This is a genomic window from Ruegeria sp. CDSA141 (assembly GCF_059612005.1).
This window is the reverse complement of record NZ_JBXWPT010000010.1, coordinates 65,160-81,364: the sequence shown is the minus strand read 5'-3', so window position 1 is coordinate 81,364 and position 16,205 is coordinate 65,160. Positions and strand designations below refer to the sequence as shown.

Annotated in this window: 15 protein-coding genes and 1 riboswitch; of the genes, 8 read left to right on the top strand and 7 right to left on the bottom strand. The window is 54.7% G+C overall.

The genetic code is table 11. From position 1 onward, the window contains the following. Positions 1-81: 81 nt before the first annotated feature. The 3 genes from AC2FLP_RS14695 to AC2FLP_RS14685 all read right to left on the bottom strand — a co-directional run bounded on the left by AC2FLP_RS14695 (position 82) and on the right by AC2FLP_RS14685 (position 2,809). A complete protein-coding gene (locus AC2FLP_RS14695; protein ID WP_496684589.1) occupies positions 82-492 on the bottom strand; it encodes a PRC-barrel domain-containing protein in 411 nt (136 codons plus the stop codon). Between the two features lie 89 nt (positions 493-581). Next, positions 582-1,085 carry a DUF1269 domain-containing protein gene (locus AC2FLP_RS14690; protein WP_281971833.1) on the bottom strand — a complete coding sequence of 168 codons (504 nt, stop codon included), beginning with the start codon at positions 1,083-1,085 and terminating at the stop codon, positions 582-584. 134 nt (positions 1,086-1,219) lie between these two features. Next, a complete protein-coding gene (locus AC2FLP_RS14685) occupies positions 1,220-2,809 on the bottom strand; it encodes an arylsulfatase (protein WP_281994389.1) in 1,590 nt (529 codons plus the stop codon). Between the two features lie 303 nt (positions 2,810-3,112). Between AC2FLP_RS14685 and AC2FLP_RS14680 the strand changes: the two genes are divergently transcribed. Then, positions 3,113-4,111: an AraC family transcriptional regulator gene (locus tag AC2FLP_RS14680; RefSeq protein WP_281994388.1), complete on the top strand. Its 999-nt coding sequence runs from the start codon at positions 3,113-3,115 to the stop codon at positions 4,109-4,111. Positions 4,112-4,212: 101 nt separating this feature from the next. Here AC2FLP_RS14680 and AC2FLP_RS14675 read toward each other — a convergent pair whose 3' ends face one another. Further along, complete coding sequence (locus AC2FLP_RS14675; RefSeq protein ID WP_496684584.1) at positions 4,213-5,043, bottom strand: YihY/virulence factor BrkB family protein; 831 nt, start codon at positions 5,041-5,043, stop codon at positions 4,213-4,215. Positions 5,044-5,396: 353 nt separating this feature from the next. Between AC2FLP_RS14675 and cls the strand changes: the two genes are divergently transcribed. Beyond that, positions 5,397-6,806 carry a cardiolipin synthase gene (gene cls / locus AC2FLP_RS14670; RefSeq protein WP_282027683.1) on the top strand — a complete coding sequence of 470 codons (1,410 nt, stop codon included), beginning with the start codon at positions 5,397-5,399 and terminating at the stop codon, positions 6,804-6,806. A 659-nt stretch (positions 6,807-7,465) separates the two neighbouring features. Here the strand turns inward: cls and AC2FLP_RS14665 are convergent. The 3 genes from AC2FLP_RS14665 to AC2FLP_RS14655 all read right to left on the bottom strand — a co-directional run bounded on the left by AC2FLP_RS14665 (position 7,466) and on the right by AC2FLP_RS14655 (position 9,964). Then, entirely contained in the window at positions 7,466-8,758 is a 1,293-nt protein-coding gene (locus AC2FLP_RS14665) for a type II toxin-antitoxin system HipA family toxin (RefSeq protein WP_496684580.1), read from the bottom strand. Continuing rightward, complete coding sequence (locus AC2FLP_RS14660) at positions 8,758-9,003, bottom strand: helix-turn-helix domain-containing protein (RefSeq protein ID WP_025059995.1); 246 nt, start codon at positions 9,001-9,003, stop codon at positions 8,758-8,760. Before AC2FLP_RS14660 ends, AC2FLP_RS14665 begins: the two co-directional genes overlap by 1 nt. Before the next feature lie 97 nt (positions 9,004-9,100). Further along, on the bottom strand, positions 9,101-9,964 hold the full coding sequence (locus AC2FLP_RS14655) for a hypothetical protein (protein WP_281971828.1): 864 nt from the start codon (positions 9,962-9,964) through the stop codon (positions 9,101-9,103). A gap of 278 nt (positions 9,965-10,242) precedes the next feature. On the opposite strand from AC2FLP_RS14655, the gene AC2FLP_RS14650 reads away from it, so the two are divergent. The 6 genes from AC2FLP_RS14650 to cobW all read left to right on the top strand — a co-directional run bounded on the left by AC2FLP_RS14650 (position 10,243) and on the right by cobW (position 16,201). After that, positions 10,243-10,530 (top strand): hypothetical protein, encoded by a 288-nt coding sequence (locus tag AC2FLP_RS14650; RefSeq protein ID WP_496684545.1) that lies wholly within the window; start codon positions 10,243-10,245, stop codon positions 10,528-10,530. Between the two features lie 3 nt (positions 10,531-10,533). Then, positions 10,534-11,046 (top strand): site-specific integrase, encoded by a 513-nt coding sequence (locus AC2FLP_RS14645; protein WP_496684543.1) that lies wholly within the window; start codon positions 10,534-10,536, stop codon positions 11,044-11,046. A gap of 40 nt (positions 11,047-11,086) precedes the next feature. Further along, positions 11,087-11,281, top strand: a complete 195-nt coding sequence (locus AC2FLP_RS14640; RefSeq protein ID WP_496710062.1) for a hypothetical protein — start codon at positions 11,087-11,089, stop codon at positions 11,279-11,281. Positions 11,282-12,387: 1,106 nt separating this feature from the next. Then, the gene (locus AC2FLP_RS14635) at positions 12,388-14,244 is read left to right on the top strand and encodes an SLC13 family permease (RefSeq protein WP_496684667.1); all 1,857 of its coding nucleotides are present in this window, start codon (positions 12,388-12,390) and stop codon (positions 14,242-14,244) included. Between the two features lie 226 nt (positions 14,245-14,470). Beyond that, positions 14,471-14,677, top strand: a riboswitch (cobalamin riboswitch). A 92-nt stretch (positions 14,678-14,769) separates the two neighbouring features. Further along, positions 14,770-15,144, top strand: a complete 375-nt coding sequence (locus AC2FLP_RS14630) for a DUF1636 family protein (RefSeq protein ID WP_170347195.1) — start codon at positions 14,770-14,772, stop codon at positions 15,142-15,144. A 1-nt stretch (position 15,145) separates the two neighbouring features. Then, positions 15,146-16,201: a cobalamin biosynthesis protein CobW gene (gene cobW, locus AC2FLP_RS14625; protein ID WP_299901518.1), complete on the top strand. Its 1,056-nt coding sequence runs from the start codon at positions 15,146-15,148 to the stop codon at positions 16,199-16,201. Positions 16,202-16,205: the final 4 nt, after the last annotated feature.

The following is a 16,205-nucleotide window of genomic DNA, read 5'->3' as shown; positions in this document are numbered from 1 at the left end:
GGACCCACCTTCCAACCGATCGCCCGGCATGTTCAGACATGCCGGGCGGTTGTGCTGTAAAGACAACTGCGGTTTGAGGTCCTAGTTTCGTGCGTAGTAAAACCGCGGCAAGCTTTTCAGGTTGTCTTTTGTCGCGTTGGGCAACAGTAGATCGCCATCAGCGTTGATCTCGAAAGCGCCGGCAGGCAACGCAATCAGCTTTTCGCCGATGTTCAGAAAGCCGGCAACATTGACGATCACGAAGGTCGTATCACCATCCGGCAAAACCAGCGCATCATGAACATAGCCCACAAAATCACCGCCAGCATTGTAAACATCGCCGCGCAAAAGCTGGACAACACTCCAGCCGGAAGCAACCACAGCGATGTCCAGATTGTTGTACTCAACAACTACTCCACCCGCCACATGGGGTGCAGACTGTGCGGATGCAGGCATAGGGGCTCCAAATGCGAATGCGCACAAGATCGCCGCGGTTGTCAGAAGCTCTTTCATTTCACTTTTTCCGTTCTCGATTTTTGAACTTTGATTTTCCGGCGGCAAGATGCTCCGGCCGCCGGCCTCTCCAATCAACTTGGTCAGCTTCAGGACAGGGCTGCGCGAAGCTCGTTTTCATCGCTGACAGACAAGGACGTCTCGATGACCTCGCCCTTCATGCCTTCCAATTCGCTCAGCAGTTTCGTCGGCCGGTTCGACCAACCGATCACGGCCAATGCCGACGAGTCAGGCTTCATCTTTGCACCAACACGGGCCGCTAGCGCGTCTTCTTCGTCTGCCTGATCCAGCATTCCTGCCAGCGTCCCGGAACCGGCACCTACAGCCGATCCCGCAACAAAACCTGCAGCCGGGTTACCAGCCATAGCCCCGATCAGGGTACCGGTCAGAGCGCCAAGCGATGTCCCGCCCAGAAAACCCGCTGCGGTCAATGTGTCGGAGTTTCGGGTGCGCACGACCCCGTTTTGATCGCGGGTCATCACAACGACTTCGTCGAGGTCGACTTCCCAGTCCATGCTCATTTTTTGCAGGCGCAAAAGCGCTTCGTCTGCTGTGTGACGACCTTCAAATACGATGACTACTAAATCGCTCATAAGTTCATTCCTCAGATTGAGTTAAGTTTCGCTTCCCGAAGCCGCATGCCAGGCACGCGGCTCCAAGTTGTGTGAGCGCTGGGAAAAGTTCATCTTCACGAGCAAAGCTCCCAGCGGCTCAATGTTTGACCGCGTTATTGCCGAGCACCGGGCATGATGGTTTCCAGGTTTTCCAGACGTTGAAGTGCCTGCACTTTGGTCAGGAAGTCATAGTTGATCCCGGCTGCCGACAAGCTTGAACCTTGCTGGAATGGGTAGCCCTTGAGCGAAAGAAGGAACTCTTTGATTTTCGCTTGGATAGGGACGAAGATCCACATCGTGTTCTCGGCATACCAACGCAGATACATCTCGGATTCATGCACGGCCTTTTCGTACGGGTCGGCCTTTAGATTAACCACGAGAGGCCAAGCAGGGACCTGCCGAACTGCGGTGTTGATTCCGCCTTCAAGTGTTGCAAAGTGCGCCTTGAAGTCCTGAACACGGACGGCGTTCAGATTTGCGCCCTGATCAAAATAGAAGATCGAGTCACGTGGGCTCTCGTCTGTTTCACCAGACAGGTATTCAGTCAGATCATGACCATCCAGATGGACGCGGAAGTCTTTGCCGTTGAACGTTTTTCCCTCTTTGAGGTCCTCAACCAGCGTGGTCTCTCCAATCGCTGTGGCAAAGGTCGGCATCCAGTCTTCATGGCTGACAATCTCGTTAAACTTTTCTCCGGGCTCGATAAGGCCGGGCCACTTCACGATAAGCGGGACGCGGAATCCACCTTCCCAGGTTGTTCCCTTTTCACCGTGGAATGGCGTCGTACCACCATCAGGCCAGGAAATCGTCTCGGCGCCGTTATCGGTCGAGTACATGATAATTGTGTTTTCCGCGATACCAAGCTCATCCAGCAGATCGAGCAGAACGCCCACTTGGTCATCATGCTCAGCCATGCCATCTGGGTAGAGGCCAATGCCTGTGCGCCCTACAGCTTCATCTTTCAGATGGGTCCAGACATGCATTCGCGTTGAATTATGCCATAGGAAAAACGGCTTTTCTTGTTCGTTTGCTCGCTTGATGAAGTCAACGGAAGCCGCAAGAAATTCGTCATCAGCTGTTTCCATACGCTTGCGCGTCATTGGGCCTGTATCTTCGACTTTCCCATCAGCAGTCGACTTGATCACGCCACGTGGACCAAACGTCTCTCTGAACGCAGGGTCTTTGGGATAATAATAGCTTTCGGGTTCTTCCTCGGCATTCAAGTGGTACAGATTGCCAAAGAACTCGTCGAAGCCATGGTTGGTTGGCAGGTGGCGATCCTGGTCGCCAAAGTGGTTCTTGCCGTGTTGAGCAGTCATGTAGCCATGCTCTTTCATCACATCGCCAATTGTGGGTGTCCAATCTGGAATCCCGTGCTCGGATCCGGGCATGCCGATCGTCAGTAGCCCAGTGCGAAAAGGATGTTGGCCGGTCATGAAGGCGGCGCGCCCGGCGGTGCAAGACTGTTGAGCATACGCATCTGTGAACATCGCGCCTTCATTTGCTATGCGGTCGATGTTCGGAGTCTTGTAGCCCATGATCCCATGGTTGTAGGCGCTGATATTGTGGACACCGATGTCATCACCCCAGATTACTAGGATGTTTGGCTTGTCTTGAGCGAACGCTGGGCCCGCAGCAAAGAGCGCGACAGCTGACATTACCGCCGTCACCGCCGTCTTTGTCGAATAAAGAATAGGTCGCATGTTTCCTCCAAAATGATCTCGATGTTCCGCGCCATTCACACCCAAACTTCGCGACATTTGAGTTGATCTGCTCCAAGAACCATGTGGAACTTAAGTGATGGAAAACTTCGCTTTGTCGGAAAATGCGAATCTAACAAACTAATATTCGAACACTGCCTCTTGAAACATTTGCGTCGCTTTGTTCATGCCTTGAGTGAGGGCTGACGAACGAACCGTCGGTTTCGAGACACCATTGCCAAGACCTTGACAAATTGGAGCATTATAAGAGCAAGGTGTGAACCAGACAGCTGAATGAGGCTTTGCATGTCAGAAGAAACCAACGATTTTGCCATCAGAGCAGGTGCGTTTCACGGGCCAGCAGCAATTCTTGCCGGAGACCCGCGACACTTCGCACGGATACTTCGATCACTCGGTTTGCCTACGGATGCGGAACAGATCATCGGAGCCGATGAATATCTGAAAGGCATCAGTGACGTTATTCGCTCGGCGGAAGACAATGACTTTTTTCTCCACGTCAGCCTTGAACAGGATGTGGGCGAACTGGGCGTTTTTGGCAGAGCAATCGTCTCATCGGATACGCTTTGGGAGGCCTTGCAAACCGCTACGACGGCGCTTCGCTATTTTCAGAACAACTCCGAACTCGTGATCAGAACGTATCGTGGGAAATGCCGTATCTGGTACTTTACGTTGTTGAATTCTCATGATGGCAAGCAGGACATCCAGTATACAATAGGGCTGCTTACAAAAGTTGTCCTGATGGCCCTCGGCGAAGTCGATCCGCAGATCACGGTGGCTTATCCTGGCGCCTCTTCGGAGCATTTTCAGAATAATTCAGCAGTTGAGTCAGTCAGAGACTCAAATCAGGGCTATATCGAATTTCACGAAGACTTGCTTCGGGCGAAAATGCACCGTTCAGACAGCGTTCGAGCGGATATCCTTTCGCGCTATCTGCGTGGCAAGAAACTTATGCAAGCACCTCAAGTGAACAGGGCAGACCTAGTCGCCGGTTTGATCAAGGCGTCATTTGGCATTGCGCCATGGTCGCTGTCTGACACCGCACAGGTACTTGGAGTAGGCCCTCGGACTCTTCAGATTCAGTTAAAAAATGAAGGTACTGCATTTAGAGATATCCAAAAGATTGAACGCCACAAAGAGGCCTGCCGCTTGCTGACCTCTGGGGCCAGCATTGATGATACGGCAAATGCAATTGGTTTCGAGCATCGGCAGAGTTTTTCGGAAGCGTTCGTTGTCTGGGAAGGCTGTGCGCCTTCGACGTATGCAAAGAGCAAAGTTTTTTCCTAAGACAGCGCTCCCCCAAGCTTCGACGTTCGTTCACGCCTGCAATGCCAGTTCATGATGAACAAAATCCATCCGCCGAAACCCAATACACTTTTCTCGCCCTGTCACGCCTCTGCGTCGGACTCTTTTATTGCAATAAGTCGGCCATTAAACTCAGCTCCAATCACAAAGATCACCGCCATCAGGTTCATGAATACAAGGGCTGACATTACTCCGGCCAAGCCGGCATAGGTGACGCTGTAAGACGAAAAATTTGCGACATACATCGCAAATACCTTTCCGGCAGAAATCCAAAGTGCCACCGTTAGGACAACCCCCGGATAAACCTGCTTCAGTGTGTGATGGCGACCAGGAAGCCATAAATGACAGGCAAAGACCGAAAAAATCAACAAGCCAAAAGAGACACCCAGCCGTAAGATATCATAGGTTCCCTCGCCTTCCCCGCCGCGGTCAACAGTATCGATATAAATAGGTACCGCAAACGTCAAAACCGCGGCCACGGTCAAAATTGCTGAGCCGCTCAAAACGAATACGACACACAATGCGCGCGATTTCCAAAGGGGCCGCGGATCGTGCTCACGATACGCATCCGTGAGGGCTTGGCGCACTGCATCGACCCCATTAGAGGCGAAGAAAACCGCCAATAGGCCGCCAATGGTCATCGCCTTGACGCTGCTGTCTTGCAACACGGCCCGCACCTCTTTGACGATGGGTTCAGCGATGCTGTCAGGCCATGTCCCATAGATGAACTCAACTATATCCAAAGTCGAAAAATCTACCGACGCCGCCTGTGTCAACGACAGCGCAAAGATTGTAAACGGAAAGAGGGCCAGCATCATGGACATGGCAATATGACTGCTTCTTGACCAGCCGTTCTTTGCATCGAACCAGACCAAAGCCGTCCAGAGTGCCCCCGCCGCTTGCCGTGCCGTCATTTTACGGATCCTCTCAACCTAGACCTTCGGCTTCGACTAGCACGCCGAAAGTCTAGATTGATACAGGCGATTTTCTCACGTCTTTCCGCACCAGCCGAGAATTCGGATTTCGGAAGCTACTCAGGAGTCTATCTTCATGGTAACCCATGACTTGCCGACACAATGAAACATGGACGGGTCTGCTGCCAAAGATCAGGGAAAGGTCACATACTATCGAGTTTCGGCAAAGCCATGTTCAGGGGCTGCCTTGCAGATGGACCTCATCTGTTGTCAATTAGTCCGTGCAAATGGTCGAATACGCAGCCGGAGCCGTTAACAAGGACCGCTTAAACAACCGAAAATTAGGAATATCAATGGGCTCAAATATTATCATACTGGCGCTGATTTTTCTGGAAATTGTTGCCTTCTGGTTCGCCTGGCGCGCCGTCTCGTCTGCCCGAACATCCCAAGGCGCTGTTGGGTGGGTCGTGTTCCTGATCACTGCACCATACCTAGGCGTGCCGCTGTACCTGTTTTTGGGGCACCACAAATTCAAAAACTATTTGATCGCCCGGCGCGATAGCGAAGAAGTCATTGAAGGTCTTCGGACTTACCAAATGGCCAACGCGCCTGTGAAAACACCTGAGCTTTCAGTTCAACCCTTTGAAAAAATATCAGAAATGCCCACGGCTCGTGGTAACAACATGATATTGCTTGTTGATGGGAAAGCCACATTTGACGCAATATTCTGTGCCATTGACGCTGCTGAAACCTATGTCCTCGTTCAGTTCTATATCATTAACGATGACGCGCTGGGACAAGCCCTCCAAGAACACTTGATTGCCGCTGCGGCGCGTGGCGTCGTCGTACGGCTTATGTTTGATGCTGTCGGCAGCGCCAAACTGCCCAGAGCTTACTATCAACGCCTGCTGGAAGCTGGTGTACACGTCGTGGATCCCAAAAAAACACGAGGCCCCAAGAACCGGTTTCACATCAATCTGCGCAATCATCGAAAGACCGTTATCGTTGATGGAAAAGTCGGATTCACCGGCGGCCTGAACGTCGGCGACGAATACATGGGACTTAACCCGAAATTTGGTGATTGGCGCGATACTCACGCCCAGTTGAAGGGCCCAGTTGTGTCTCAACTACAGCTGGTTTTTGGCGAAGACTGGCATTGGGCTACCAATGAGGTGCTTATTAACGATCTGAATTGGGAAGCTCCTCATGCGACCGAAGACATGACGGCAATGATTGTTGCGACCGGCCCCGGTGACGAAATGGAAACTGGCGCGCTCTTCTTCTTCTCGGCCATCACTGCAGCCAAACACAGAGTCTGGATTGCATCGCCATACTTCGTTCCTGATACCGACGTACTGACAGCGATGAAGCATGCTGCACTGCGCGGCGTAGATGTGCGCATTCTTGTGCCCGAGGTAATAGACCACAAGATTCCTTGGCTGGCGGCGTTTGCCTATTTTGATGAGATACGTGAGGCGGGAGTGCAGGTCTGGCGTTACAAACCGGGTTTCATGCATCAGAAAGTGGTTTTGGTGGATGACGACTTTGCCGCCATTGGCACGACAAACCTGGACAATAGGTCGTTTCGGTTGAATTTTGAGGCTATGGCAACTTTCTTTGATTCCCGTCCTGCGGCCGCAACTGCTGCTATGCTTGAGAATGACTTTCATCGAGCTTGGATGCTGAACAAGACCCTTGCCGAACAACCCTTGGGCATCCGTGTAGGTGCCCCGATTGCCCGCCTGTTCGCGCCTGTGCTGTAGCTTTGGCCATTTGTTCGTGAGGTCGAGATTTCGGGCTAAGAATTTTCACTTGGCACACGCGGGCTTAAACTTTCAGTAGGGCCCGACCTAGCCCGCTGTATTCGGGTTGGGAGTTGAAGGAAATGTTCCTTAGGCAACCAAATTTCATCCTGATTACGGAGCAAGTTCGGACCCCGTATCCGAACACCAATGAAACAGTTCCTTATGTCCAAGGGTTGAAAACCGCTTCAGTGATTAAAACGATACCCGCTCTGTTAGCAAATTAGACACTCAACTAGAGGTCCAGTGCTGCGGTGCAGCTGACGATGGTTTGGTCCGCAACTTGGACATCGGCACCCAAAAACTCGCTGCGCTGTGAACGAACGGCCGGTTTTCTCTCTGCATCGCGGCTGACGCCTTTGTTGGTAGCCTTGCTGCACTTGCGAGTATTATAGCTGTGCCACTTCCGGTATGGGCTCTTTCCCGGCATTCTCTGCAATCGACCTAAAGGTCCGCTTTGGCGCCCACAAATATGGAAAACCCGATGCATCAAGTAGAATAGGGCCCCTGCGATCTCACAATCGCGGCGTAAACCGGCCCTACATACTTGTTACTTCACGAAGGCACGCCTGCCGCTCAATATGATCTACCTTTCATAAAGCGTAAATATGATCTGCGGATCATACGGCATGAAAGGCAGCCGCCCGACGTCGCACGCCAGCAACAATGGCTTCCGCCAATGGTTGTGGAAACTCATCCGGCAGGTCGGCTAGTGTTTTGTCCAGGGCGGGTTCAAGCTCTGTCGCGACGTTCGACAAGACCTCTTCCGCCAGCGCCACACCAAAACCTGCCGCCTTCGCAGCCTGCAGGAAATGACGCGGCACGACCTCGTTCATCCGGTAGTGCCCGTCGACCGCCATCGCGAGGCGCATCCGGTTCTGGCGAATTTGACCGTCATCCACGGCTTTCTGGGCGCTCAGCACATCATAAAGCGGGGTCATGCGGAAACCTCCGGGGCGCAATGCGATGCTGAAATTCTTGGCGTGACCGTCTGTCGCTCCCAAGAGCCAAAACAGCACCTGCGCGCGGAAGAAGGCACGCTGATCTGCTTCAGGGTCATCACTACCAGTCAACAACCCGATCCCTTCAGTGATCCCCGGCCCGCCATCCATTTGGTATTTCTGGCTGGGTGGAACTGAGAGCGCTTGGCAAAAGTCTTCCTGCGGGAGGCGGATCAAGCGACCATCCTTGGTCCAACGCCGATCGAACCGGGTCACAACAAGGCTCCGCACGTCCTCGAAGTCGGCAATCTCGACTTCAGCCACATCCATGCCCATGGCACGGCAAAAACTCATGCAGAAATACTCGTTCTCGACGCTGTCAGACAAATCGATCCCTGCGGGCAGAACGCCAAGCTGCGTCTTGAGGATATGGGTCGTTGGGGTGAGCCCCGATGGACGGATCCAAGCGCCCTCGTGGCGTAGCAGCGCCGTTTTCTCCTGCGCCCCTGCGATAGAAATGCGGAAGTCGTCTTCCTCGTCTAAGCCAAGGGGGGCACTTGCGAGGTTGCGTAACATATCCGCAATCTGTGCCTCGGAAACGGGCTCTCCCTCGAGTGCGCCAACCTCGGGGATCTCACCCGAAACGAACTGCAAGGCCCCCACACAATCGCGGCCGATCTTCTCCAGCATGTGCCACGCGTCCGTGCCGCCCGCACGCACCCGTGCAGCGACGCGCTCACGTATCGCCTGATTGTCCGGAAGCAGGTTTTCGAGGTAGGCAATGACAGGGCCGCCTTGGTGCGCCTCTTCGCGCAAAGGCAGTGATAACGAGATGGGCATGGCATGTTCCCACGACAGCCAGTCTGGATCATAGGTGAAGCTGATTGCGCCTGAGCCTGCAAGACCCAAAGCCCCCACCAGCTTTCCATTCAGAAGCACCTTCATCGTGCCGCTACGCCCGCGTTTCGCCATCAGAAGATATCCTCAATCTCTAGCGAGCCACCGCGCTCCACCAAGCGAAACTCAAGTCCAAGTGCCGCCATGACAGCGAGCACCGTGGCGAGCTTGGCTCCCGCGTCGCCATTCTCCAGCGACGAAATCGTCGCGACGCGCAAATTCGTGCGCGCACTGATATCGCTTTGGGTCCAGCCGCGCGCTTTGCGCGTCCGGCGAAGTGCCTCGCCGATCTGCTCGGCCGTTCGTGCTGTGAGGTCCATGATGTGGCTCCTTTTACGGCACAGCGTAAATTAAAACAAATTACGCTGCAACGTAAATATCTACTTTTTACGCCATGGCGTAACAATCGAGTCGCACTTATGCCTGCAGCCCCGCAGCGCGCACCTGCTCAGGCGTCACCAACTTTGAAACAATCAAGCCCTCGATCTGTCGGCTTGTAATGTGGCGACAAAGGGGGTGGCGTTCACGGATCCACTCGGCGAGGCTAGCGCGACCTTTGGCTTCGGCTTCTCGCGCCTTCTCGCGGTCGGCCTGGATCTGGGCCAGTCCCTTCTCCCACCGGCGCATCTTGAACCAGTTGTCCGAGAAACAGACCTTGCTGCGCGTATAGCCCTCGCTTTCCTTGGCATAGGCTTTGACCGCCTGCAGCAGATCATCGGGCTCTACCCCGGCCTTCACGGCCGCTGCGATCAAACGCAGACTGGTCCGCCGGTCTCGGATCCTGTCTTCGGGATAGGCCGCCAAGATCTTCTCAGATTCCAGATCTTCAACCTCCTCCGCCGCCTCGCGCCTGCGCGTAGGTGGTTTATGGATGGTTTTAGGATGGTTTGGGGTCCACTGTGAACCCCGTACCCCGTTCACCGTGGACCCCGTACCGGGTCCAGGCTGGACGGGGTTCACAGTGACCCCCGTCTCAATGTCGGGCTCAGCCGTGGGTTCAAGCGCGGCCACGCGTTCCAGAACGATGCGGTAAATGACGGTGTAGCCGTTCTTGCACTGCCGCTGCCCCGTCTCGATCAGAATGCCTTCCCGCAGAAAGTCGATGATGGTGCGCTTTACCGTGCTCTCGCTGAGCTCTGTGTGGCGCTGGATCGTTCCCTTGGAGCACCAGACGCCCGAGCCGTCATCGCTCGCCTTGTCGGCCAGAAACATGATGATCTGCTTGCGCGCAGCGCTGCCAAAACGGCGCTCGGCGCATTCGTTTGCAACCGCCCAACTCATCAAATTATCCCAAGGTTAGAAACGATTTTGTGAGCATTCTGGATCGCAAAGAGCGTTGAAACTTTCGCTTTTTGTTCACTTTTTGTCAGGGGGTGTTTTGCACCCATAAGCCGTTGTTTTCGCTGCCTGTCTTTATGGATTGCAAATCCGTGTACACCGGTTCGATTCCGGTACTCGCCTCCAAGTTGTATTCTGACGCTAACCCGTTGCAATGTAATGACCCCAAAAACCCTGACGATTGTCAGCAGGGCATGTTCACGGATTTTACGGGAACACCCATGCTGATACGCGATGCACTCGCACGATGTAAGATCGACCATCTGGACCAACTCAAACATGGCGGTGAACGCCTGACGCAGTTGGAGCGGGCACTTGAATCAAACTCATGTTCTCACATGCACACGACCACCAATTCCGACCTGTCGGATGCACTCAGCCGGTGGAAAACCAGCACCCGAAGCCGGTACAGGGCAGCGGTGACGCATTTCTGGCGGTACGGGCGGGCCAATGATTGGACGACGCTGGCACCGACGATCCTGCCAGCCCGAGAAACACCACGCGAATAGACATTGACGCTGGACCAGCTACGCGCCTTGTATGAGGCCGCACAGTATCAGGGCAAGCCGTGGCGCCAGTTCCTGCAATTGCTCATCCGGGCGGGCCAGAGACCCAGCGATCTGATGCAATTCAACCCGGCTCTGGTGCGCGATCAGTGCATGGTGATCCCGCCTTATAAGAACGGCACCAGCCACGTCATACCGTTGGCCGGTCGAGCTTTCGTTCTGGCCGCGATGCAGCCGAACCAGTTTCAGGATTTCAAAACAACCGCACACGTCAAACGACGCTGGTTCGTTGACGCATATATCCCCGTCAGGAAGTTCCAGATCAGGGACATACGCAGATCGTTCGCCACGCATCTGTGCGAACACGGCGCGGATGAAAACGAAGTAGACCGGATATTGAACCATCAGGCCGCAGCAACATCACGCGGGGTTGCACGAACCTACAACCGATCCCGACGCCTGAGACAGCGCCGGGAAATCATGAACCTGTGGGAAGGGTTGTTGTTTAAGGGTGCATAGCGGCATTGACCCGACGCGGAACAAAATTAGAACATGCAGCATGAAAAAATGGCCGCGGGCGACTCCTTATGACCTGAAATGCAAACTGGAATGTTTGCGCGAGTATCGCAGCAAACCGTCGCTACAAGACGATTGGGTCGCTGTCTTTGAGTGGCTGATTCAGCACGGCATTGAACCACCAGACCACGCTTTGCCGACCGAACCGGAACTACGCGGGCCAGTCGGTCACAATTAGCTATACTTTTGGATAGTCCCCTATTCTTATGCCCGCTTATCGGTGTCGGTCATTTCGTGGTAAATACAAGTTGCATAGTCCTATGCGAACCCCTCCTGCGGCCACCATCCCAGTGCCGTTGGGATTAGCCAGCTTCGCAAAACTCACTCACAGGAACTGCGAAGCTGGTTCTTTTCTTGCCAACATAATCGTCGTCTTGGACCAAATTCGATCAGTCACATCGTCCATTGCCTCTCAACCGGATGCATGCACCTACTGTGGCAGTTCACCGAAATAGCCACTCAGGTAAGCTATTATTGCACCTATAACGCCGACCACAATCACAATTGAGATTAAAGCACCGCTGCCCCTTGAGTAGTAACCCATCGTCAGTAGCCCGACGACAAAGATGCCAACCAAAAAATAGAGTACAGTGTTGTCCATGACGAAACCCGTGCCGCAATGACGTTTAGTCACAATATGATAGAATTTCGCGTCATGTCTAATCAAGAAAAAGCCCCGCACTATGGCGGGGCTGTCACTCGTTACCCCCTCATCCCCCAAAAAACCCGCGTTGTTCGGAGGGAAACCAAGTGAACAACGCGGGCATACAGTTAGGGGTAAATTGTGTACGGCGTTAATTGCACTTTGGATCAAAATTCCCCGCGCCGCCCTAATCTGGGATGATAGGCAACGCGGGGACTTAGTCTGGTCATGGGACTGCCCAGACTAAATGGGGCAAGTGTGTTACGGGTCGTGTCGCTTGTTGGATCAAACTGTTGCAATTTGCGTTCACCTGCATTTGAGGGCGCTGTTCAACCAGCCAGTTCTAAGTTTTCCAACAGAACTTTTGCCAGCATTCCGTTTGTGTTGAACCGTCGGACCCATGCATACCGCCCGCTTAAACGTTCGACGCGCTGAACCGCGTGCGGGACACCACGACCACAGGGTTTGGTGTTCGTCAAAAGAGGTTTTTACCACTACTCAAACCGCCATTCTTAGAGAAATATTATGTCTCGAAGTGAGTGAAAAACGAAACTTCATGACAAGGCGAGAAGGATGAACTAGGAATCTAACAAAGAAAAAGTTCTGGACGTATTGTGGAACACATTGCCTTTACCTTTGAGATGGGGGTCGTTTGTACCCTTCTGGCTTTCACCGTTTTTTTGTTCGTCTCCGAGATCATCAGGATCGACCTTTCCGCCATATTGGTTCTGGTTCTCATAGGCTTGCTCAGCTACGCGCCCGGGCTGGGAAATCTGGCGGATGTAACCCTTCTGTTCGACGGCTTCGCATCCAATGCCGTCATCTCGATCATTGCGGTAATGATCGTCGGTGCTGGTCTGGACAAGACGGGGATCATGAACAAGGTTGCTGCCGTTATCCTCAAATATGGTGGCAAATCGGAAGGCAGGGTTGTTCCAATCATCTCAGGAACCGTTGGCGTCATTTCTTCGTTCATGCAGAATGTCGGCGCCGCTGCTCTGTTTCTTCCCGTTGTCAGCCGTATTTCTTCGCGGTCAGGTATACCGCTGTCACGACTGCTGATGCCGATGGGATTCTGCGCCATTTTGGGTGGCACAATGACGATGGTCGGGTCGTCTCCACTTATCCTGCTGAACGACCTGATCCTGACGGCAAATGACAGTTTGCCGGCATCTCAGAAAATGGCGCCCTTCAGCCTGTTCTCGGTCACACCGATCGGTGCAGTTCTGATCCTAACGGGAATTGGTTACTTTTTGCTGTTAGGACGCTGGGTTTTGCCCGTGGCTGAAGGGCCTGACAATACGGGCACCGGACAAGGGACACAGGAATACCTGCAAAGGGTCTATGGCCTCAAAGCCGACGTGTTCGAAGTCGTAGTGCCCGAGGACAGCCCCTTGGTCGGAGAGATTCTGGCCGACATCAACCACGAAAACCACCTGTACATCATTTCCACCTTCTATCGCGGCAAAACCTCGATGGTTCAGGTTTTGACAGCCGAAATTGCGGCCCCGTGTCGGCTGGCCATCGTCGGCCGCCGTTGGGAGGTCGAGACGTTCGCCAAGAAATACGGGCTTACCGTTCTTCCGGATTTGGACATTTTTGTCGAAGAGTTCGCCCCCACCAATGCAGGCGTGGCCGAGGTGGTCGTCACGCCAGACAGCAAGCTGATCGGCAAATGCCCCCGCGAGCTTTTGTTCCGCAAGACCTATGGCATGTCGCTGCTGGCCATTCACCGCGGCGAAGAGACGCTGAGCCATGTCGAGACCGAGGATCACGAATCCACTCAGATCGGGCTCGAAAAGTTTCAGGCCGGTGACATGCTCGTGGCGCATACCAGATGGGACAACCTGATGCGGATCAAGCGCGACCCGGACTTCGTCGTTGTGACAACGGACTTTCCCCAGGACGAACTGAGGCCGCAAAAAGTCGGCTGGGCCCTGGCATTTTTCGCCATTTCGCTGTCATTGATCCTGTTCACGGACGTCCGGCTTTCGCTCTGCCTTCTTACCGGAGCGGTAGGCATGATGTTGACCCGTGTGCTCAGCGTGGATGAGGCATACCGGGCGGTCGGGTGGAACACCGTATTCCTGCTCGCCTGCCTCATACCGTTGGGACAAGCCGTACAGAACACAGGCACAGCTGCGTGGATCGCCCAGCAGATCATGATAATTCTGGACGGCTGGCCGCTCTGGTCGCTGCAAACCGGAATCGCCGTTCTGGCGACTGCTTTTTCTCTGGTCATGTCAAATGTCGGGGCCACTGTCCTGCTGGTGCCTTTGGCGATATCGATTGCGATAGCGGCTGGTGGGAATCCATCGGTTTTTGCACTGACCGTCGCCATTTCCACATCGAACAGCTTCATCATCCCAACCCATCAGGTAAACGCATTGATTATGGGTCCGGCAGGATACAAGGTGATGGATTTCGTGCGTTCCGGTGGGATCATGACTGTGCTGTTTCTGGTCGTCTCTCTGCTCATGATCAACGTCATCTATTAGCGCGAGAGGATCCGGGGTGTTCGGCGGTCTTTTCCCACCATCGTGACAAGTTCTGTCGAGGCACCCACCCACCACAGTGTACGACCCTAGCAGAGATACCGTTCGTCGCCGGGCTCATCTCAGGCTGAACCCCGCACGACATGCCGCCCATCGACGCCCACAGGTCGCTTTCTACTCCTCTACATCATTGTTACGCGCGACTCGCTTGACAAGCAGGCCAGCGGTGCCGCATGTCCCTTTCGTTGGTGTCGGTGACAGCCGATGAAAAGGGAATGCGTCAACGGTCATGCCGCCAAACGCAGCCGCCCCCGCGACCGTGAACGGAGAGGATGCCCAATGCCACTGGCCCAAAGGCCGGGAAGGCGGGACATCCGACAGAGGCCCTCCTCTGGCATCCGCAAGCCGGGAGACCTGCCAACAACCGAAGTTGAAACCGGGCGGGGTGTTCCGGTGTCGGGTCCGTGACCAATCGTGGCCCGCATGAAACCCCGTCCCCCGCGAAGAGGATTTGGGGGGATGAGAGACATGACCGAGACCACACCAGTCGAGTTGCTGGTCTGTACCACCTGCCGTCGCGGCCTGCCTGTCGAAGATGACGCGCAACGCCCGGGCGCTTTGTTGCACAAGGCCCTGGAACAGGCTGACCTGCCCGACGGTGTCACCCTGAAAGCCGTAGAATGCCTGTCTAACTGCGATCAAGGTTGTTCGATCGTATTGCGCGGCGGGCCGGGCCGCTGGACATTCGTCTATGAAAACCTGAGCGAAACAGATCATGTCGACGTCATTGTCGACGGTGCGACCAAGTATCTGGCCACTGAAGATGGTTTGGTGAAATGGCGCGAACGCCCCGAACATTTCCGAAAAAACTGTGCCTCGCGCATTCCCCCGATTGGAGCCTGACATGTCGAACCTCGAAAAACTCCCCGTCACAGTGATCACCGGCTTTCTGGGCTCGGGCAAGACCACTTTGGTGCGTCATCTGATGCAGAACCCGCAGGGCAAGCGCCTTGCTGTCGTGGTCAACGAGTTCGGCGATGTAGGCGTCGATGGCGACATCCTGAAATCCTGCGCCATTCCCGATTGCCCGGCGGAAAACATCATGGAACTGGCCAATGGCTGCATCTGCTGCACCGTGGCAGATGATTTCATTCCCACCATCGAGGCCCTGATGGCTCTGGAACCGCGCCCGGATCACATCCTGATCGAAACCTCGGGACTGGCGCTTCCCAAACCATTGCTGAAGGCGTTTGACTGGCCCGACATCCGCTCGAAAATCACCGTGGATGGCGTGATCGCCCTAGCCGATGCCGAGGCTGTAGCCGCCGGTCGCTTCGCGCCCAATGTCGAAGCGGTGGATGCCCAGCGCATGGCCGATGACTCGATCGACCACGAAACGCCCCTGTCCGAGGTGTTCGAGGATCAGATCTCCTGCGCCGACATCATCCTGCTGACCAAGCCCGACCTCGCCGGCCCTGAAGGCGTGGTAAAAGCACGCGAGATCATCGCCGCCGAGGCGCCGCGTCCCCTGCCCGTGGTCGAAGTGGCCGAAGGTGCGGTGGACGTTCGCGTTGTGTTGGGTTTGGAAGCCGCCGCCGAGGATGACATGGACGCCCGCCCTTCGCATCACGACGGCCACCATGATCACGAGCATGACGATTTCGAAAGCATCATCGTCGAGTTGCCCGAGCAAGCCGATCCGACCCAACTGGTGGCCAAAATCGAACGCCTCGCCAATGAGCTGAACATCCTGCGGGTCAAAGGGTATGCCGCCGTTCAGGGAAAGCCCATGCGTCTGTTGGTACAAGCCGTGGGTGCGCGGGTACGTCACCAGTATGACCGTCCGTGGGAACCCGGCGAAGAGCGCCGTTCGCGTCTGGTCGTAATCGCCGAGCATGACGACATCAAAGAGGCGGAAATCCGCGATATCCTCGTGGGTGTGCGTGAGGCTGCCGAGTAAGACC

Bases quoted from the DNA above. Each gene is read 5' to 3' on its own strand.
- AC2FLP_RS14695 (WP_496684589.1), bottom strand. From the start codon at position 492: ATGAAAGAGCTTCTGACAACCGCGGCGATCTTGTGCGCATTCGCATTT.
- AC2FLP_RS14690 (WP_281971833.1), bottom strand. From the start codon at position 1,085: ATGAGCGATTTAGTAGTCATCGTATTTGAAGGTCGTCACACAGCAGAC.
- AC2FLP_RS14685 (WP_281994389.1), bottom strand. From the start codon at position 2,809: ATGCGACCTATTCTTTATTCGACAAAGACGGCGGTGACGGCGGTAATG.
- AC2FLP_RS14680 (WP_281994388.1), top strand. From the start codon at position 3,113: ATGTCAGAAGAAACCAACGATTTTGCCATCAGAGCAGGTGCGTTTCAC.
- AC2FLP_RS14675 (WP_496684584.1), bottom strand. From the start codon at position 5,043: ATGACGGCACGGCAAGCGGCGGGGGCACTCTGGACGGCTTTGGTCTGG.
- cls (WP_282027683.1), top strand. From the start codon at position 5,397: ATGGGCTCAAATATTATCATACTGGCGCTGATTTTTCTGGAAATTGTT.
- AC2FLP_RS14665 (WP_496684580.1), bottom strand. From the start codon at position 8,758: ATGGCGAAACGCGGGCGTAGCGGCACGATGAAGGTGCTTCTGAATGGA.
- AC2FLP_RS14660 (WP_025059995.1), bottom strand. From the start codon at position 9,003: ATGGACCTCACAGCACGAACGGCCGAGCAGATCGGCGAGGCACTTCGC.
- AC2FLP_RS14655 (WP_281971828.1), bottom strand. From the start codon at position 9,964: ATGAGTTGGGCGGTTGCAAACGAATGCGCCGAGCGCCGTTTTGGCAGC.
- AC2FLP_RS14650 (WP_496684545.1), top strand. From the start codon at position 10,243: ATGCTGATACGCGATGCACTCGCACGATGTAAGATCGACCATCTGGAC.
- AC2FLP_RS14640 (WP_496710062.1), top strand. From the start codon at position 11,087: ATGAAAAAATGGCCGCGGGCGACTCCTTATGACCTGAAATGCAAACTG.
- AC2FLP_RS14635 (WP_496684667.1), top strand. From the start codon at position 12,388: ATGGGGGTCGTTTGTACCCTTCTGGCTTTCACCGTTTTTTTGTTCGTC.
- AC2FLP_RS14630 (WP_170347195.1), top strand. From the start codon at position 14,770: ATGACCGAGACCACACCAGTCGAGTTGCTGGTCTGTACCACCTGCCGT.
- cobW (WP_299901518.1), top strand. From the start codon at position 15,146: ATGTCGAACCTCGAAAAACTCCCCGTCACAGTGATCACCGGCTTTCTG.